Annotated in this window: 13 protein-coding genes, 1 pseudogene and 1 riboswitch; of the genes and pseudogenes, 2 read left to right on the top strand and 12 right to left on the bottom strand. The window is 62.6% G+C overall.

Features of this window, described 5'->3' with window-relative positions:
- The first annotated feature begins 203 nt into the window (after nucleotides 1-203).
- Nucleotides 204-2,006, top strand: coding sequence for a tetratricopeptide repeat protein (locus AAGS40_RS14380; protein ID WP_345812133.1), 1,803 nt, complete (start codon nucleotides 204-206; stop codon nucleotides 2,004-2,006).
- A gap of 127 nt (nucleotides 2,007-2,133) precedes the next feature.
- Here AAGS40_RS14380 and AAGS40_RS14385 read toward each other — a convergent pair whose 3' ends face one another.
- The 11 genes and pseudogenes from AAGS40_RS14385 to AAGS40_RS14435 form a co-directional block, all read right to left on the bottom strand.
- Nucleotides 2,134-3,246, bottom strand: a complete 1,113-nt coding sequence (locus tag AAGS40_RS14385; protein ID WP_345812134.1) for a TraB/GumN family protein — start codon at nucleotides 3,244-3,246, stop codon at nucleotides 2,134-2,136.
- Complete coding sequence (locus tag AAGS40_RS14390; RefSeq protein WP_345812135.1) at nucleotides 3,239-4,258, bottom strand: peptide ABC transporter ATP-binding protein; 1,020 nt, start codon at nucleotides 4,256-4,258, stop codon at nucleotides 3,239-3,241. The genes AAGS40_RS14385 and AAGS40_RS14390 overlap by 8 nt, the downstream gene beginning before the upstream one ends.
- On the bottom strand, nucleotides 4,255-5,259 hold the full coding sequence (locus AAGS40_RS14395) for an ABC transporter ATP-binding protein (RefSeq protein WP_345812136.1): 1,005 nt from the start codon (nucleotides 5,257-5,259) through the stop codon (nucleotides 4,255-4,257). The genes AAGS40_RS14390 and AAGS40_RS14395 overlap by 4 nt, the downstream gene beginning before the upstream one ends.
- A 1-nt stretch (nucleotide 5,260) precedes the next feature.
- Nucleotides 5,261-6,178, bottom strand: a complete 918-nt coding sequence (locus AAGS40_RS14400) for an ABC transporter permease subunit (RefSeq protein ID WP_345812137.1) — start codon at nucleotides 6,176-6,178, stop codon at nucleotides 5,261-5,263.
- A gap of 8 nt (nucleotides 6,179-6,186) precedes the next feature.
- On the bottom strand, nucleotides 6,187-7,200 hold the full coding sequence (locus AAGS40_RS14405; RefSeq protein WP_345812138.1) for an ABC transporter permease subunit: 1,014 nt from the start codon (nucleotides 7,198-7,200) through the stop codon (nucleotides 6,187-6,189).
- A gap of 134 nt (nucleotides 7,201-7,334) precedes the next feature.
- Nucleotides 7,335-8,963 (bottom strand): ABC transporter substrate-binding protein, encoded by a 1,629-nt coding sequence (locus AAGS40_RS14410; RefSeq protein WP_345812139.1) that lies wholly within the window; start codon nucleotides 8,961-8,963, stop codon nucleotides 7,335-7,337.
- 195 nt (nucleotides 8,964-9,158) lie between these two features.
- Nucleotides 9,159-10,802: pseudogene (locus AAGS40_RS14415) on the bottom strand (ABC transporter substrate-binding protein).
- 202 nt (nucleotides 10,803-11,004) lie between these two features.
- Nucleotides 11,005-11,835 (bottom strand): methylenetetrahydrofolate reductase [NAD(P)H], encoded by an 831-nt coding sequence (gene metF, locus AAGS40_RS14420; protein WP_345812141.1) that lies wholly within the window; start codon nucleotides 11,833-11,835, stop codon nucleotides 11,005-11,007.
- Nucleotides 11,836-11,856: 21 nt separating this feature from the next.
- Nucleotides 11,857-12,210, bottom strand: a complete 354-nt coding sequence (locus tag AAGS40_RS14425) for a phage holin family protein (protein WP_013340808.1) — start codon at nucleotides 12,208-12,210, stop codon at nucleotides 11,857-11,859.
- Between the two features lie 119 nt (nucleotides 12,211-12,329).
- The gene (gene ahcY / locus AAGS40_RS14430) at nucleotides 12,330-13,751 is read right to left on the bottom strand and encodes an adenosylhomocysteinase (protein ID WP_345812143.1); all 1,422 of its coding nucleotides are present in this window, start codon (nucleotides 13,749-13,751) and stop codon (nucleotides 12,330-12,332) included.
- Nucleotides 13,752-13,784: 33 nt separating this feature from the next.
- Nucleotides 13,785-13,921: riboswitch (S-adenosyl-L-homocysteine riboswitch) on the bottom strand.
- Between the two features lie 105 nt (nucleotides 13,922-14,026).
- Entirely contained in the window at nucleotides 14,027-14,839 is an 813-nt protein-coding gene (locus tag AAGS40_RS14435) for a glycosyltransferase family A protein (protein WP_345814425.1), read from the bottom strand.
- A gap of 383 nt (nucleotides 14,840-15,222) precedes the next feature.
- Here AAGS40_RS14435 and AAGS40_RS14440 point away from each other — a divergent pair, with 383 nt between their 5' ends.
- Nucleotides 15,223-16,185: a LysR substrate-binding domain-containing protein gene (locus tag AAGS40_RS14440; protein ID WP_345812144.1), complete on the top strand. Its 963-nt coding sequence runs from the start codon at nucleotides 15,223-15,225 to the stop codon at nucleotides 16,183-16,185.
- A gap of 180 nt (nucleotides 16,186-16,365) precedes the next feature.
- On the opposite strand, the gene AAGS40_RS14445 is transcribed toward AAGS40_RS14440, so the two are convergent.
- On the bottom strand, nucleotides 16,366-18,138 hold the full coding sequence (locus tag AAGS40_RS14445) for an OmpA family protein (RefSeq protein ID WP_345812145.1): 1,773 nt from the start codon (nucleotides 18,136-18,138) through the stop codon (nucleotides 16,366-16,368).
- Nucleotides 18,139-18,287 lie beyond the last annotated feature (149 nt).

Raw genomic sequence — 18,287 nt, forward strand, 5'->3', positions numbered from 1 at the left:
GCATTACCGGAGATGCGCTGGCGCATTGCGGAAAGTTCACCCGCGATGCGTCAGCGAACAGAATGCACGAGCGGAAAGATGCTCGGTCGATTCAGAAGCTTCCGAACGTCTCGCGAGCGACCCAAACCTTAAGCTGGTGGATGTCTCCCATCCATCCACCGGCGCATGCAGTGCTCGCTGCCGGTGCTTTCCAGCGAGCCTTCATGGACCATCCATCGCATCGCGACACGGCGCGCGGCGACGCACCACCTGCCGCCTATCTCGCGTCGCTGATCGACGCAGCACTCGAAGCGCATCAGGCAGGCCGGCTCGACACCGCCGAGCCGATCTATCGCGAAGCACTTGCGCTCGCTCCCAAACACACGAAAGCGTTGCATTACTTCGGCGTGCTGCAGCATCAACGGGGCAACCACGACCTCGCAGCCGGGCTGCTCAGTCAGGCGCTCAAGATCGACCGGAGCGACGCCGCGTGCTGGAGCAACCGCGGCCTCGTCGCCGCCTCGCTCGGCCATCTCGACGAAGCCATGATCTGTTATGACCAGGCGCTGCAATTGAAACCGGATTTCGCCGACGCCCGCAACAACTTCGGCGTCGCGCTACAGGCACAAGGCGCGCTCGACGAGGCGATCGAGCAATACCGCTTCGCGCTCGCCGTGAATCCGGCCGCTGTCGACGTCCATCTGAATCTGGGCACGGCGCTCGCGAAGCAGCGCAAGTTCGACGAGGCGCTGGCCTGCTACGAGCGCGCGTTGGCGCTCGACCCGGCGTCGGCGGAAGCGCACTTCAACGCGGGCAATGCGCACAATGCGAAAGGCGAGGTCGCGGCGGCGATCGTGAGCTTCGAGCGAGCGCTTGCACTGCGCGCCGATTACGCGGAAGCGCACGTCAACCTGGGCACCGCGATCGGCAAGCGCGGCGACTATGCGGGCGCCGAAGCGCACTACCGGCGCGCCGTCGCGCTGAAGCCCAATCCGACCAACCTGGTGTGTCTCGGCGGTTCGCTTGGCGCGCAGGGTCGGCTCGACGAAGAAGAAGGCTTTTATCGTCATGCGCTGTCGCTCGATCCGAATTACGCGGACGCGCATCAGAACCTGGCGTGGCTGCTGCTCAAGCGCGGCGACTACACGCGTGGCTGGGCCGAATTCGCGCTGCGCTGGCGCAAAAGCGACTATGAGGCGCTCGCGGTGCCCGGTGTGGCGGAATGGCGCGGCGAACCGCTCAGCGGCCGCCGTCTGCTGATTGTCGGCGAGCAGGGCTTTGGCGACCACTTCCAGTTTCTGCGCTTTGCGCGCGTGCTCGAACAGCGCGGTGCGACCGTCGATGTCTGCGTGCGCGAGCCGCTGCTGCCGCTCGTTGCGCGGACACCCGGCGTGCGCCGGGCGTATAGCGGCAAGCCGCAAGGCGAGTACGACTTCTGGGTGCCTATGCTGAGCATTCCCTGTTGCATCGGCATGCAGTTATCGACGATTCCGGCCAGCGTCCCGTATCTGTTCGCCGACAAAGCCAGGGTGAAGACGTGGCGAAAGCGCGTCGGCGTGGCCGGTGGGGGCCGGCGCAAAGTCGGGCTCGTGTGGGCCGGCAGCCCGACGTTCGGCAACGACCTTTACCGCTCGATGGCATTGCCCGATCTGGCGGCGCTCGCCAGCGTGCAGCACGTTGACTGGTACGCGTTGCAGAAAGGGCCCGCGCACGCGCAACTCGCCCACGCACCGTCGGTATTCGGCGCGCACGATTTCACCGCCCATCTGAATAACTTCGAGGACACGGCCGCGCTGATCATGAACCTGGACCTCGTGATCTCCGTCGACACGGGCGTCGCGCACCTGGCGGGCGCGTTGGGCAAGCCGGTGTGGCTGCTGCTGCCGGCCAACTCCGACTGGCGCTGGCTCGAAGCGCGCAGCGATACGCCCTGGTATCCGCGCATGAGGCTGTTCAGGCAGACACTGCTTGGCGACTGGACAACGGTGGTCGCCGAAGTGGCTGACGCGTTACGCGAAGGCGAGTGAGAAGCGTGCCTGCGCAGCGCTTCTGCGCATTGCCGGCAGCGAGCGTGACGAAGCGCCGAGCCTGCCTGTCGCTGTCGCGCGAGCATATTAGGCGCAGCCCTTCGGGCAGCAACGCGCGGGGCGACTTTCAGCCCGCTTCCACGACAAACCCATGCTGCCGCAATAGCTGCAGCACGCCCCTTCGCCCGCCCAGATGCAGCGCGCCGATCGCCACGAACACCGGTTTGTTCGGCCCGGCAATCAGCAGCATGCGCGACACGAAACGCCGGTTGCGGTCATACACGATCTTCCTGTCGATCGAAGCGGACAGGCTCGGGTCGCGTGCCAGTCGCTCGGATTGCGCGGCCTCCCAGGCTGCGATCGCGTCGGCGTCGCCCACGCGCCACAGGCGATGCAGCGTGCGCACGTCCTCGACGTTTTCCGCCGGCGTCTGCACGAGGTCCTGCGCCAGCATTTCGCGTTGCTGCGCGAGCGTGAGTCCGGTGAAGGCGCGCATTTGTTGCGACAAGGTTTCGAGGCCGACAATCTTGCCGCGCGTGCGCAGATAGACGTTCTGTAGCTGCGCCTCGGTGCCGTATTCGGTCTGCAAGCCAGCGCTCAACGAGTCGTAGGTTTCGACCAGCAGCGATGCCAGCCACGGGCGCATCTTCTTGATTTCCTCCAGCGCCGCGGGATTGGCGCGCAGACGGAACGCGAGCCTGCGCCATAACGCGTCCGGCAACAAACCCGGCAGGCAGTCGCGACGGCAAACGCCGTACTTCGATACGTCGTCCTGTGAGACCAGCAGTTCGTCAGGAGAAAGTTCGAGCGCCAGTGTCGGCGAGGCGGACAGTGCGCCGAGGATCGGCGGCCGGAATGGCTGCCCGACGGGATAGTCGGCCGGATCGCCAACGTGCAGCGTACCGAGCACGTAGATCGTCGTCGTGCCGCGCGTTGCGACATAGAACGGCATGTGCGCCGGCTGCAAGCGCACCGGCCCGCTCGCGGTGGTGCCCGGCGCGGAAGGCGGCGGATTGACGCCCGGCAACGCGGGGCGCCCGGCCTGCGCCGGCGCGTTGGCCGCGGCACCGGCGGCATGCGCCATGCCGACCGGCGCTGCCGGGGGAAAGATGCAACACACGCTGAACAGCGCGGCACCGGCAAGTGCGCGCGCTCTCCAGCGCCGCGCGACAGCGGCGCGACAGCCGCCGCGATCACGCAAGCGGCGCGTAACACGACGCGCCGCCAAACCATCAGGCATTCACTTCCCCCACCTCCTCTGCACGGTGACACGATACCTGACGGCCATCCACTTCACGTAACTTCGGTTCTTCACTGCGACATCGGTCGATCACATACGGGCATCGCTGATGAAACGTGCAGCCCGACGGCGGATTCAGCGGCGACGGCATTTCGCCTTGCAGCTTGATCTTGATCGTGCGATCCGCTTCGAAGATGGACGGCGTGGCCGACATCAGCGCGCGCGTGTACGGATGCCGCGGATTCGAGAAAATCCGCTTCTTGTCGCCCAGCTCGGCCACGCCGCCGAAGTACATCACCATCACGTCGTCGGCGATATGCTCCACCACCGAGAGGTTGTGCGAGATGAACACATAGCTGGTCCTGAACTGCTGCTGAAGATCCATGAACAGATTCAGGATCTGCGCCTGGATCGACACATCGAGCGCCGACACCGGCTCGTCCGCCACCACGATCTGCGGATCGAGAATCATCGCGCGAGCAATCGCCACACGCTGACGCTGGCCGCCCGAAAACATATGCGGATAACGCTTCGCATGTTCCGGACGCAGGCCGACGGTGCGCATCATCTGCGCAATCCGCTCGGCGCGCTCGGTGGCGCTCATGTGCGTGTTGATGGCAAGCGGCTCGCCGAGCGTCTGCTCGACGGTTTTGCGCGGATTGAGCGACGCAAACGGATTCTGGAACACCATCTGCACGCGCCGCCGCAGCGCCGCAATTTTTGCGTGATCCGCGCTGGCCACGTCTTCACCGTCGATCAGCAGACGGCCCGCGCTCGGCGACTCGATCATGGTGAGCTGGCGCGCGAGCGTGGATTTTCCACACCCCGATTCGCCGACCACCGCGAGTGTCTTGCCGCGTTCGAGCGCGAACGAAACGCCGTTGAGCGCCTTCACCGTGCCGGTCGCGAACATGCCGCGTTTGACCTGGTAATAGCGCGCCAGCTTCTCGGCGACCAGCACGTGATCGCCCGCATGGTCCGACTGGCGCCGCGGTTCGGGTACTGCGTTCATCGTGCGCCTCCATGAGTGTGAACGTTGGCGTCGCCGCTCAGGTTCAGGGGTTTGATACAGCGCACGCGCGCGGCTTCGCTATGGCCCTGGAGCGGCGCGAGCGCCGGCCGTGCTTTCGTGCAGTCGTCGACCACATACTTGCAGCGCGGCGCGAACAGACACCCTTTCGGACGATCGTCGCGGCCCGGCACCATGCCCGGCAATGCAGCGAGCCGCACGGCGCCGACGTTGTGTTCGGGAATCGCCGCCAGCAATGCTTCCGTGTACGGATGATGTGGCGCCGCGAAAATATCCGGCACCTTGTTCGTTTCGATCACTTCTCCAGCGTACATGACCGCGACGCGCTGCGCGACTTCGGACACCACCGCCAGATCGTGCGAAATCAGCACGAGCGCCATGCCGCGTTCTTTCTGCAGCTTCATGAGCAATTCCATGATCTGCGCCTGGATCGTCACGTCGAGCGCGGTGGTCGGTTCGTCGGCGATCAGCAGCTTCGGGTTGCAGGCAATCGCCATGGCGATCATCACACGCTGGTTCATACCGCCCGACATCTGATGCGGAAACGAGCCAATACGGTTCTTCGCATCGGGAATGCCAACCTGATCGAGCAGTTCCAGAGCCCGCCGGTCCAATGCGCTACCGCGCAGGCCTTCGTGCAGTCTGAGCACTTCCTTGATCTGATAACCGACCGTGTAGCTCGGGTTCAGACTCGTCAGCGCGTCCTGAAACACCATGGCGATGTCTTTGCCGATAATCTTGCGGCGTTCCTTCGCCGAGGCTTTCAGCAGGTTCGTGCCGTTGAAACTGATTTCGTCGGCCGTCACTTTGCCGGGCGCGTCGATCAGGCCCATTAACGCCATCATCGTCACGCTTTTGCCGGAGCCGGATTCGCCGACCACGCCGACCACTTCGCCCGGCGCGATGTCGAGATCGATCCGATCGACTGCGGGCAGGCCGTTGAAATTGACCGCCAGATTGCGGATGGTGAGTAAGCTGGTCATATCACGCCATCCGTTTCAGTTTGGGATCGAGCGCGTCACGCAGGCCGTCGCCGAGCAGGTTGATCGCGAGCACCGAGATCAGGATGGACAGGCCCGGCATGGTAACGATCCACCAGGCGCTATCGATATAGTCGCGTGCCGAGGCGAGCATTGCACCCCACTCCGCCGACGGCGGTTGCACGCCCAGCCCGAGAAAACCGAGCGCGGCGGCGTCGAGAATGGCCGACGAAAAGCCGAGCGTCGCCTGCACGATCAGCGGCGCGGTGCAGTTCGGCAGCACTTGCGAGAACATCAACCGCAGGGTGCCCGCGCCGGCCACACGCGAAGCCGTCACATACTCTTTCTGCAATTCGCCTTGTGCCGACGCGCGCGTCAAACGCACATAGCCCGGCAGTGCAACGATCGCTATGGCCAGCATCGTGTTGACGAGGCCCGGACCGATGATCGCGACCACCGCGACCGCGAGCAGCAGCGACGGCAGCGCGAGCAGTACGTCCATGATGCGCATGATCGGCGTGTCGGCCCATTTCTCGAAGAACGCGGCGATCAGCCCGAGCACGATGCCCGGAATCAGCGCGAGCACCACCGACACGAAGCCGATCCAGAACGACAGCCGTGCGCCGTACATCAGACGCGAGAGGATGTCGCGGCCCGCTTCGTCGGTGCCGAGAACGAACTTCCAGTTGCCGCCGTCGAGCCATGCTGGCGGAATCTTCACAAAGTCGCGGTACTGTTCGATTGGACTATGCGGCGCGATCAGCGGCGCGAAAATCGCCACGATAATCAGCGCCAGCACGACGATGCCGGCGCCGACCGCGCCACGGTTGCGTGAAAAATTCGCCCAGAATTCACGGGCGGCAATTGCGCGGCCACTTGGAGGAGTGACCGACTGGGGGACTGTGTTTTGTATGTCTGCCATGGTCGTGATTACCTCGTATGACGGATGCGCGGATTCAGCACGCCGTACAGCAGATCGACGACGAGGTTCACCACGATTACCAGCGTGGCGATCATCAGAATACCGCCCTGCACCACCGGATAGTCGCGGCGGCCGATCGCGTCGATCAGCCACTTGCCGATGCCCGGCCACGAAAACAGCGTCTCGGTGAGCACGGCGCCAGCCAGAAGCGTGCCGACCTGCAGACCGATCACGGTCACGACCGGAATCAGCGCATTGCGCAACGCATGCACGACGATCACGCGCGCCGGCGACAAACCCTTGGCGCGCGCAGTGCGGATGTAATCCTCGCGCAGCACTTCGAGCATCGACGAACGCGTCATCCGCGCGATCACGGCCAGCGGAATCGTACCGAGCACGATGGCCGGCAGAATCAGATGGCTCAGCGCGGATTTGAACGCGCCTTCGTCGGTGCCCGGCATCAGCGCGTCGATCAGCATGAAGCCCGTCACGTGCGGGATGTCGTATTCCACCGCAATGCGGCCCGACACGGGGGTCCAGCCGAGCTTGACCGAGAACACCATGATGAGGATCAACCCCCACCAGAAGATCGGCATCGAATAACCGGTGAGCGCCGTGCCCATCACGCCGTGATCGACCACCGTGCCGCGCCGCAACGCCGCGAACACGCCCGCCGGCAGGCCGACGATCAACGCGAACAGCATCGCGCAGATCGACAGTTCGACGGTGGCGGGAAACCGGGCGAGGAACTCGCCCATCACGCTGGTGTTGGTGATGATGGACGTGCCCAGATCACCATGCAGCGCGCGGCCGATGTAGTGAACGTATTGCATGGGCAGAGACTCGTCGAGCCCGAGCCGGTGCATCGCGGCTGCATGCATGGCGGGATCGACGCCGCGCTCGCCCATCATCACTTCGATGGGGTCGCCCGGTATCAGGTGAATCAGCGCGAACGCGAGGATCGTAATGCCGATGAAAGTCGGTATTACCATGCCGATGCGGCGCAAAACAAAGCGGAACATGGTTTTTGTCCCTATGGTCTTGGTGTAGAAAAAACGCAACCGGCGACGAGGGCTTGTGACCCCGGTCGCCGGACCATTTCGACCAGTTTTCTAACCGTGCGAAAAGCTACTGCGTAAGTTTGACTGCCCGATCGTTACTTCACGCTGACGCCGTCGAAACGCGCATAACCGAGCGGCTCGATGCGCATGTCGACCACCTTCTTGCTGACAGGCTGGTACACGGTTGAGTGAGCGATCGGCGAGAACGGCAGTTGCTGCGCGAAGATCTGCTGCGCCTGCGTGTAAGCCGTGACGCGCGCCGCCTGATCCGACGTGACGCGACCCTTCTGGATCAGATCGTCGAACGGCTTGTAGCACCACTTCGAGAAGTTGTTGCCATTCACCGCTTCGCAGCCGAGCAGCGTGCCGAGCCAGTTGTCCGGATCGCCATTGTCGCCCGTCCAGCCGATCAGCATCGTGTCGTCTTCACCTGCGTGCGCGCGCTTGATGTATTCGCCCCATTCATACGTGACGATTTTCGCTTTCACGCCGATCTTGGCCCAGTCGGCCTGGATCATTTCGGCCATCAGACGCGCATTCGGGTTGTACGCGCGCTGCACCGGCATCGCCCACAGCGTGATGTCGAAGCCGTTCGGGAAGCCGGCCTTCGCCAGCAATGCCTTTGCCTTTTCCGGGTCGTAGGACGCGCCCTTCAGATTCTTGTCATACGACCACTGGGTCGGCGGCATCGGGTTCGTTGCGGGCTGGCCTGCGCCCTGATACACCGAGTCGATGATCGCCTTCTTGTTGATCGCCATGTCGAGCGCCTGACGCACCTCGAGCTTGTCGACCGGCTTGTGCGACACGTTGTAGGCGAGGTAGCCCAGGTTGAAGCCCGGCTGCGACGGCATGTCGATGTTCGCTTCCGACTTCAGCGGCGCGATGTCGGCCGGACGCGGATAGCTCATCACCTGGCATTCGTCGCGCTTGATCTTCTGCACGCGCACGCCGGCGTCCGGCGTGATCGAAAAGATCAGCTTCGAAATCTTCACTGCATTCGGCTTCCAGTAATCCGGATTGCCGTCGAAGCGGATCGTCGCGTCTTTCGTATAGCTGCGGAAGATGAACGGACCGGTACCGACCGGGAACTGGTTGATGTCGGCGGCCTTGCCCGCTTTCATCAACTGGTCGCCATATTCGCTCGACAGGATCGACGCATATTCCATCGCCAGATTCTGGATGAACGGCGCGTTGACTTCCTTCAGCGTGAACTTGACCGTGTACGGATCGACCTTTTCGATGCCGGTGATCAGCTTGTCGAGGCCCATGTCGGTGAAGTACGGGAACTGCACCGGATAAGCCTTGTGGAAGGCCGAGTTCGGATCCAGCATGCGCTGGAACGTGAACACGACGTCATCCGCATTGAATTCGCGCGTCGGCTTGAAGAACGACGTGGTCTGAAACTTCACGCCATGACGCAGATGGAACGTATAAGTCTTGCCGTCCGAAGAGACTTCCCATTTTTCGGCGAGGCCCGGCTCGACCTTGGTGCCGCCGCGCTCGAACTCGACGAGGCGGTTGTAAACAGTGAAGGTATTAGCCGTGAAATCGGTGCCCGTGGTGTATTGGGCCGGATCGAAACCCGCGGGGCTGCCTTCTGAGCAGTACACCAGGGTTTTATTCGGAATCTCAGCGCGCGCAACGCTTGCGCCCAGCATGGATGCCGCTGCAGCGGCGACGAGCGTCGTAACACGCGCGGCGCGCAACAGATTGTTTTGCTTCATGTTTCCTCCAGGTTCGTGGCCGGCTCCCGCCGGCGTAGCGCGATCTTACTTGAGCATGGCTTGCACCAACAAGCAGAGGAAAAAACCCCTGTTGACGATTGGAAACTATTCGGGCGTTGAAAAAGCCGCATGCCGGCGCTGGCCGGAGCATGCGGCTCTTAACGAAGGCCCCGGCAAAATCCGGGCCGCGCGCGTCTATTTCACGCCGACATTCATGAATTGCGTCGGCCCGAACGGGTCGATCTTGAAGCCCGTCACGTTTTTGCTGATGGGTTGATACACCGTGGAGTGGGCGATCGGCGTGAACGGCACCTGATCCTTGAAAATTTCCTGCGCTTCAGTGTAGGCCTTGGTGCGCTCTGCCATATCCGTCGTGCCGCGGCCTTTGCGGATCAGGTCGTCGTAAGGCTTGTAGCACCACTTGGAGAAATTGCTGCCGTTCACCGCGTCGCAGCCGAGCAGTACGCCCAGCCAGTTGTCCGGGTCGCCGTAGTCGCCGGTCCAGCCGATCAGCATGGCCTCATGCTCGCCGGCATGCGCGCGGCGAATGTATTCACCCCACTCGTACGTACCGATTTTCACTTTCACGCCGATCTTCGCCCAGTCGGATTGCAGCATTTCCGCCATCAGGCGCGCGTTCGGGTTGTACGGCCGCTGGACTGGCATCGCCCAGAGCGTCAAGTCGAAGCCGTCGGGATAACCGGCCTGCTTCAGCAGTGCCTTGGCCTTGTCGATGTCGTAAGGCGCGTCCTTCAGGTTCTTGTCATAGCCCCATTGCGTCGGCGGCATCGGATTGGTCGCCGGCTGACCCGCGCCCTGATACACCGACTCGATAATCGCTTTCTTGTTGATCGACATGTCCAGCGCGCGGCGCACGAGCACATTGTCGAGCGGCTTTTTGGTGGTGTTGTACGCGATGTAGCCAAGGTTGAAGCCCACCTCGCTCGGCATGGCGAGCGACGCATCCGCTTTCACCGCCGGAATGTCCGCGGGGCGCGGATATGCCATCACCTGGCATTCCCCGCGTTTGAGCTTTTGCAGCCGGACAGCCGGGTCGACGGTGATCGCGAAAATCAGCTTGCTCACCTTCACCACGCCTGGCTTCCAATAATCCGGATTACCGTCGAAACGGATCGAATCATCCTTCGTGTAACTGCGGAAGATGAACGGGCCGGTGCCGACCGGATACTGGTTGATGTCCGACGCTTTACCCGCTTTCAGTAACTGATCGCCGTATTCCGCCGACAGCACCGACGCGAACGGCATGGCGATCTGCTGCAGGAACGGCGCGTCCACTTCTTTAAGCGTGAAACGCACGGTGTACGGGTCGACCTTTTCGATCTTCGACACGTTTTTGGCCAGCCCGAGATCGCTGAAATACGGAAATGGAACGGCGTACGCCTTTCGGAACGGCTGATCCGGATCGAGCATGCGCTGGAAGGTGAAGAGCACGTCGTCGGCGTTGAACTCCCGCGTCGGCTTGAAAAACGACGTGGTCTGGAATTTTACGCCGTGGCGCAGGTGGAATGTGTAGGTCAGCCCGTCGGGCGACACATCCCACTTCTCCGCGAGACCCGGTTCGATGTCCGTGCTGCCCTAGGCAAATTCGACCAGCCGGTTATATACGGTGTAGGACCCCGCGGTGAATTCGACGCTGGTCGTGTATTGCGCCGTATCGAAACCCGCCGGACTGCCCTCGGAACAGAACACGATGGTTTTGTCAGGCAGGCTCGCCGCCGCCGCCGCGCCGGGCAACAGGCCAGCGGTCAGCAACGTGCAGGCGCTGATAGCTGGAAGGCAGGTATGGCGAACCGCAAACAGCAACTTGGATACCGTCATCATGTTCTCCGCACAGCAGCCACGTCAGCTGCGGTCCGATGATAGACAGCTCAAAATTTGGGTTCAATGCGGACTTACGAGTTGCAAGAATTCAAAGTCTGGGCAGGCTTATTGCGTGCAACGATTTTGCTGCAATTCCGCGCCGCGTAAAAAAACGCGCGGCCCAAGGAGCCGCGCGGTTCGTGCATGCCTGATCGACGCGCTAGACGTTGAGCCGCTCGCAGATCGATTTGGTGGCCGCCGCGCTATTTAGCGTGTAGAAATGCAGCCCCGGCACTTTTCCGTCGAGAAGACGAGAGCACAGGTCGGTCACCACATCCAGCCCAAATGCGCGGATCGACTCGCGATCGTCGCCAAAGCTTTCGAGCCGGCGAGCAATCCAGCGCGGCACTTCGGCGCCGCACATCTCCGAAAAACGCATCAGTTGCGAGAAGTTCGTGATCGGCATGATGCCGGGCACGATCGGCACGTCGACGCCAAGTTTCCTTGCGTCGTCGACAAAACGGAAGTAGGCGTCGGCGTTAAAGAAATACTGCGTGATCGCGGAATTGGCGCCGGCCTTCACCTTGCGCGCGAAGTTTTCCAGATCGACACGCGGCGAGCGCGACTGCGGGTGGTACTCCGGATAACCGGCCACCTCGATCCAGAACCAGTCGCCAAACTCAGCACGAATGAAGCTCACCAGTTCCGACGCATAACGCAATTCGCCGACTTCGCCCATGCCAGAGGGCAAATCGCCGCGCAACGCGACGATGTGGCGAATGCCGTGTGCGCGGTATTCGTTGAGAATCGCACGCAGGCTTTCCTTCGACGAGCCGATGCACGACAGGTGGGGCGCCGCTTCGAGCCCGTCCTTCGCCATGTCGACGACGGTGTCGAGCGTGCCTTGCTGCGTCGAGCCGCCGGCGCCGAACGTGACGGAGACGAATTTTGGCTTGAGCGTCGCAAGCTGAGCACGCGTGACGCGCAGCTTGTCGACGCCGTCTGGCGTTTTCGGAGGGAAGAATTCGAATGAAAGTTCGATCGGGTTCATGATCCTGTGGTCAACCGTGCGTCAGCCGAGACTGCGGTTGCCGAAAATGAGCGCGGACAACAACCACGAAACGATGCTGTACAGGATCGAGCCGAAGAACGCGGACCAGAACCCCGACACTTCGAATCCCTTCAACAGCGACGCACACAGCCAGAAGCACAGCGCATTGACCACCAGAATGAAGAGGCCGAGCGTGAGAATCGTGACGGGCAGCGTCAGCAGGATCAGCACCGGTCGCAGAATCGTGTTGATCAATCCGAGCACCACCGCGACGATCAATGCGGTGCCGAAACTGCGGATATGGATCGACGGTACGAGGTAGGTGATGATCAGGAGTGCGAGTGCGTTGATCAGCCAGGTCAGCAGCACGGTCATGTAGAGCTCCGTTGGCGGGTTGTCCGTTGGATGGGAAAGGCGGGCATGGCGAACGAAGCGGCGCATGATGCGCCGCTTCGTCGTCAAACTGTCATGCTTTTGAACCGCCCGCGGCGTGCTTAATAGCGGTAGTGGTTCGGCTTGAACGGACCGTTCTTGTCCACGCCGATGTAACCCGCCTGCTCGTCCGACAACACGGTGAGGTCCGCGCCGATACGCGCGAGGTGCAGACGCGCAACCTTTTCGTCCAGATGCTTCGGCAGCACGTACACCTTGTTTTCGTACTTGTTGCCTTGCGTGAACAGTTCGATCTGCGCGAGCGTCTGGTTCGTAAAGGAGTTGGACATCACGAACGACGGGTGGCCCGTCGCGCAGCCCAGGTTCACGAGGCGCCCTTCAGCCAGCAGGATCACGCGCTTGCCGTCCGGGAAAATGATGTGGTCGACTTGCGGCTTGATGTTGTCCCACTGGTATTGACGGGTCGACGCAACGTCGATTTCCGAGTCGAAGTGACCGATGTTGCAGACAATCGCGTTGTGGCGCATCGCCTTCATGTGGTCGTGGCCGATCACGTGGTAGTTGCCGGTAGCCGTCACGAAGATGTCGGCCTTGTCCGCCGCATATTCCATCGTCACGACGCGGTAGCCTTCCATTGCCGCCTGCAACGCGCAGATCGGATCGATTTCGGTGACCCAGACGGTTGCGCCCAGGCCGCGCAGCGATTGCGCGCAACCCTTGCCCACGTCGCCGTACCCTGCAACCACGGCGATCTTGCCCGCGATCATCACGTCGGTGGCGCGCTTGATCCCGTCGACCAGCGACTCGCGGCAGCCGTACAGGTTGTCGAACTTCGACTTGGTGACCGAGTCATTGACGTTGATGGCCGGGAACGGCAGGCGCCCCTCCTTTTCCATCTGATACAGACGGTGCACGCCCGTCGTGGTCTCTTCGGTCACGCCCTTGATGTGCTTCAGGCGCGTGGAGTACCACGTCGGATCAGCGTCGAGGTGCGACGCGATCGACTTGTACAGTGCGACTTCTTCTTCGTTGGTCGGCTTCGAGATCACCGAGCGGTCTTTTTCGGCTTTCGAGCCGAGGATCAGCAGCAACGTGGCGTCGCCGCCGTCGTCGAGGATCATGTTGGCGAATTCGCCGTTCGGCCATTCGAAAATGCGGTGCGAAAACTCCCAGTATTCGTCGAGCGTCTCGCCCTTGTACGCGAACACCGGGGTGCCGGCCTGAGCGATCGCTGCAGCAGCGTGGTCCTGCGTCGAGAAAATGTTGCACGATGCCCAGCGGACGTCGGCGCCGAGTGCCGTCAGCGTCTCGATCAGCACGCCGGTCTGGATGGTCATGTGCAGCGAACCTGCGATGCGCGCGCCCTTCAGCGGCTGCTGCGCCTTGTATTCTTCGCGCGTTTGCACGAGGCCGGGCATTTCCGTCTCGGCGATGTTGAGTTCCTTGCGGCCCCAGTCGGCGAGCGACATATCGGCAACAATGTAATCTTTGGACTCTTGGGAATCGATCACTGCGGCGTTCATCACGCCCTCCTTTCTAAGAAATTGACTAGAAATTTGACGTGAGCGCGGTTCGATGCAGTGGATAAGAACGCGCAGCGCGCATTCAAAGCCTCCGATTGAAGTCTTCGAGCCTGGCGGGCGGCCGGCGAACAAGGTGGTTCGCGGTACCCGTCGCAACGCTCCTCGAAGACGAGCGACGATTGTAGCAAATCGACATGAGTTGGGGGCGTGGATCGAGTTTGGCTGCGGGTGCCGTGCTTGCCAGCGATGCGCGTGCTTGCGCAAAAGGCTGCGGGTTAAGCTGCGGTGCCCGATGCGCTCGGCGCTAATGCCACCGTCTGGGCCACCGTCTGCGCGCCAGTCGCCCTATTCAACTGCGCTATGCCGGCGCGCGCGGTCTCGACGAACTGCCGTGACACGCGAAAAGCGTCGGCGAGATCGGCCGGGTCGGGAATCTGCATGCCCAGCGCGATACGAAAGTAGCGTTCGGCGTGAATGCCGGCGTGGTAGTGCATGCGCACACGCTTCGCGTCGTCCAGACGACGGTTGCCGAAAATGTCGCGCAGTGCCCACGAAAACGCGCCGTCTTCTCCGCCGATGCGGCGAAACGCGTCGTCCATCGGAAAGCCGCCGAGCGCCGCATAAGCCGCGCGGCAGATGATCAGGCTGCTCGGCACCGTGTTGCTGAGCGTGGCGGCATGCAGGGCGAAATCCGCGTGAGCGGTAATCTCGGCAGGAAAACCGGCGTAATCGACATCGAGCCTCACGGACACTTCGCGCGGATGGTGCGCGAAAAAATCATTCGCGGCGGCAAGCGCGCCGGGCAGGTATTCGTCGTCGGCGTCGAGGAAGGCAACGCGTGCTTGTGATGCATGCAGCGCGCCCCAGTTGCGCGCCCGCGCCGCGCCGCCGTTGTAGGGCATGCGCAGCAAGCCCACGCGCGGGTCGCGCTGCCCGTAATGAGCGACGACGCTGGCGGACGCGTCGGCCGAGCCGTCATCCACCACGAGGATCTGCGCGGCTTCGGGCTGGATCAGACAGCTTTGCAACGCACGGGCGAGCGTCGCCGCGCCGTTGAAGCAGGGAATGATGATCGAAAAAGTCGACATGACGAAACGGGCGCAAACGGGAGAGGACGGATCGTCCATCTTATCGGTCTGCAGGCGACGCCCATCTTGAAAATACGATCGCGTCTGTCACCGCGAACCTCAGATGATCGGCAACCGTTCCAGCGTGAGTGTGAGCAGCACCGTGAGTACGCCGGCAACCATCATGATGAGACTGGCGACGACGCCCCCTAGCTGCCGAGTTTGCGAACTGCGTCGGTGCCCATGCCGTCTCCCGCCGCTCCAGCGAGCGCGGCGTTCGCAAGCCGCGTGCGCAACGTAACGAGGCGCGGCCGAGGTTCACTGAAGTAATATCGACCGCAACATAAACGTTATGACTTACAATTCATCCGGTCATTCCAATCTGGAATTCACGAGACCGGATCATGGAACTACGCGCGTTGCGTTATTTCGTCGAGGTGGTCCGTCAACAGAGCTTTACTGTTGCGGCCGAGCAGATGTTCGTCACGCAGCCGACCATCAGCAAAATGGTCAAGTCGCTGGAGGACGAAATCGGCTCGCCGCTTCTGTTGCGCGACGGCCGGCAAATGGTGCTCACCGACGCCGGCCGGATCGTCTATCAGCGAGGCCAGGACGTGCTTGCAGCCCATGCGCAACTCCAGGCCGAACTGAACGACCTCGACAAACTCGGCCGCGGTGAGCTCACTATCGGCATTCCGCCGATGGGCGGCTCGCTTTTCACGCCGGCCATTGCCGCTTTCCGGCAGCGCTATCCGAAGATCGAGCTGAAGCTGTTCGAACAAGGCTCCCGGGCCATCGAAACGGCGCTGATCAACGGTGAACTGGAACTGGGCGGCGTGCTGCAACCGGTCGATCCCGAGAACATCGACGTTCTGCCCATGGCGCGCCAGCTTCTCTGGCTCGTTGCGCGCACGGGCTCCGCCTGGGACGCGCTGCGTGAAGTGCCGCTTGCGCAACTCGCGAACGAGCCGTTCGTGTTCTACGGGGAAAGTCTGGCGCTCAACGACGTCGTGCTGAACGCGTGCCGCACTGCCGGTTTCGCGCCGACCATCGTCGGTCGCAGCGGACACTGGGATTTCATGGCGGCGCTCGTGCTGGCGGGCGTCGGCATCGCGCTGCTGCCCGCGCCCTACTGCCGGCGGCTCGACCCTGCGCAGTTCACCTGCCGTCCAGTGGCGGAGCCCGAAATTCCGTGGGAGATGGCGATTGGCTGGCGTCGCAATGGTTATCTGTCGCACGCGGCGCGCGCATGGCTCGAAGTCGCGCGCGAGACGCTGCCCGGCCAGGCCGGTGACGATTTCATGGTAAGCCCGGGAATGGGTCTGAACGGAATGACCGCGCCGGTTCAAACGCACTCTTCCAAATGAAAACAGGCCGCGCGGTTGGAACCGTGCGTCCTGGTCGTTGCGCTAAAGCTTGAACCGGATCGCCGCGCGCCGTTATCGCGATGGCCCATCCGGGCCACCCTGACGAAACGACTCAGATGCCTGCTACAGCATCCGGCTTTGCGCGTTCGATCGACTGCGGCCGGATCGCCGCAACCCGATTTACTGCTGGGTCAGAAACTCGATCCGCCGATTGGCAAAACGGCCGCTTGCGGTATCGTTGCTGGCGATCGGATGCGTGTCGCCATAACCCTGCGCGGTCAGCGAACTCGCCGGCACGCCCGTTTGGACCAGATAGTCACGCACGGCCTGAGCACGTCGCTTCGATAGTTGCAGATTCGCCTGCGCGCCGCCGACGTTATCGGAATAGCCCGCCACTTCGAGTCGCGCCGTTTTGCCGTTACGAGCGCACGCGCTCAACACTTTGCCTGACTGTTTTAGGTCATCCAGCGCCGACACGGGCAGGTTGTTGCTTCCGCTCGCGAAATTGATGACCTGCAGATTCAGCACCTTGACCACCTCGGCGGCCACGCACGTGCTATCCGGCGACAGCAGACTCTTGATCGCGCCGCGGAAGTTGTTCGTTGCTTCGGCCACCGCGTGCTCGACGTCGAACGAGCCGATCTGATAGGACGCACCGAACAGCGACTTCAACTTGTCGAGCCAGCCCAGCTTTCCATTCGCGGCGCTGCCGCTCAATTCGACGTGCGTGCCGGTTATCTTCATTTCAGCGCCGGGCAAGCTCATCAGCGGCAGCAGGTCGTTCAGATGCGAGAGCCAGTCAGCCGGTTTCGCGTGCGGATCGACCGTGATGTTCGCCACGTAGTTGGATTCGCCGAGACGGTTCGTGAGCTGGTCGAGCAACTGGGCCTTTTCCGCTTCGCTGCCGACCGTGGCGGTTATCGTAGGCATGCCCGCCGCGTTGACGACGAAGCTGAACTGGCTGTCCTTGTCCGCCACGACAGCCGCTTGCGAAGCGCTGCTGGCCGGCAACGGCGCGCTCGCGCCGCTCGCTGCCGATGCCGATGCCGATGCCGATGCCGTGTCGCTGGCCGCGGGTTCCGGGGCGACGGTCGAAGCGGCCAACGCGGGTTCAGATGCGGCCTGTACCTGACCGGCGCCCGAAGTCGTGCGAAGGTCCGCCGGATCGTTGCTTTGTCCGCCTTCACAGCCGCGCAGGAACAGAAGCGCCCACGCCGCCAGCACCAGCGCCGCGAGTGCAAGCAACCACAGCAGCCACTTGTGCGAACGACGCTCCGGCCGAACCACCGCATCGGCCGGTACGTGATACGCAGGCGGCACATCGGCGGCGGGTTTGGCCGACGGTGTCGGATGTTCGATATGGGCGGACACCGCCTTGAGCTGCGCGAGAGTATTGGCGCTGAAGGCAGCCAGACCGCCCAGCCCGAGCGTGCCCAGCAGGCGATCGTTCAGGTGCGGCGCAATGGCCGGCAACTGGTGTCCGAGCAGCGTGGGCAACTGGCCGACACCGCCGCCTTGCTGGAGGAAATGCTTCTTGAGCAGGCCCAGCATGGTTGCGCCGACAACGCCGGTGACCGCATAGGCCGCGTGCGCCGGCACGCCGGTTTGCAACGAGACCTCGTCGCTCAACACGTCGGTGCGGCGTTCGAGCACCTGCTCGAGCAGCCGCCGGCCGGTTGCTTCCAGCTGGCTGAGCCCGTTCGTGCTGCCGAGCAGATGCGTCAGCTGCTCTCCGACGTGGGTATCGACCTCAGGCGACATGATCGCCGTGAAGAGCGACCGCGCGCCCTCCAGCGTCGCCCCTTTTTGCATCAGGCCGGCCACGATCGCCGGGCCCGTGGCGGACAGCACTTTTCCCACCGAGTCGGACGGCAGCCCGAGGCGCTCCGCCAGTTGCCGCATTACGCCGTCTGTCATGACCGACTGGGTTAGCTGGACTAAATTGATGCTCATCGCTTCGCTTCCTTGAATTCCTGGCACGTCACCTGACGCGCTCCTCCTAGCGGCGCGATTATAGGTTTCAGGAAATCTCACAAACGCAGCAACACAAATTTTGACGAATAGCCGAAGTTGCCAGATTTTCGCAGGGATTTCGGCGACCA

This window comes from Paraburkholderia sp. PREW-6R, from assembly GCF_039621805.1.
In the GTDB taxonomy this organism is placed as follows: domain Bacteria; phylum Pseudomonadota; class Gammaproteobacteria; order Burkholderiales; family Burkholderiaceae; genus Paraburkholderia.

What these genes read in the sequence shown, in the direction of transcription:
- AAGS40_RS14425 (WP_013340808.1), bottom strand. Translation starts at nt 12,210, where the DNA reads ATGACCGTGCTGCTGACCTGGCTGATCAACGCACTCGCACTCCTGATC.
- AAGS40_RS14435 (WP_345814425.1), bottom strand. Translation starts at nt 14,839, where the DNA reads ATGTCGACTTTTTCGATCATCATTCCCTGCTTCAACGGCGCGGCGACG.
- AAGS40_RS14440 (WP_345812144.1), top strand. Translation starts at nt 15,223, where the DNA reads ATGGAACTACGCGCGTTGCGTTATTTCGTCGAGGTGGTCCGTCAACAG.
- AAGS40_RS14410 (WP_345812139.1), bottom strand. Translation starts at nt 8,963, where the DNA reads ATGAAGCAAAACAATCTGTTGCGCGCCGCGCGTGTTACGACGCTCGTC.
- AAGS40_RS14395 (WP_345812136.1), bottom strand. Translation starts at nt 5,259, where the DNA reads ATGACCAGCTTACTCACCATCCGCAATCTGGCGGTCAATTTCAACGGC.
- ahcY (WP_345812143.1), bottom strand. Translation starts at nt 13,751, where the DNA reads ATGAACGCCGCAGTGATCGATTCCCAAGAGTCCAAAGATTACATTGTT.
- metF (WP_345812141.1), bottom strand. Translation starts at nt 11,835, where the DNA reads ATGAACCCGATCGAACTTTCATTCGAATTCTTCCCTCCGAAAACGCCA.
- AAGS40_RS14385 (WP_345812134.1), bottom strand. Translation starts at nt 3,246, where the DNA reads ATGCCTGATGGTTTGGCGGCGCGTCGTGTTACGCGCCGCTTGCGTGAT.
- AAGS40_RS14400 (WP_345812137.1), bottom strand. Translation starts at nt 6,178, where the DNA reads ATGGCAGACATACAAAACACAGTCCCCCAGTCGGTCACTCCTCCAAGT.
- AAGS40_RS14390 (WP_345812135.1), bottom strand. Translation starts at nt 4,258, where the DNA reads ATGAACGCAGTACCCGAACCGCGGCGCCAGTCGGACCATGCGGGCGAT.
- AAGS40_RS14405 (WP_345812138.1), bottom strand. Translation starts at nt 7,200, where the DNA reads ATGTTCCGCTTTGTTTTGCGCCGCATCGGCATGGTAATACCGACTTTC.
- AAGS40_RS14380 (WP_345812133.1), top strand. Translation starts at nt 204, where the DNA reads ATGGACCATCCATCGCATCGCGACACGGCGCGCGGCGACGCACCACCT.
- AAGS40_RS14445 (WP_345812145.1), bottom strand. Translation starts at nt 18,138, where the DNA reads ATGAGCATCAATTTAGTCCAGCTAACCCAGTCGGTCATGACAGACGGC.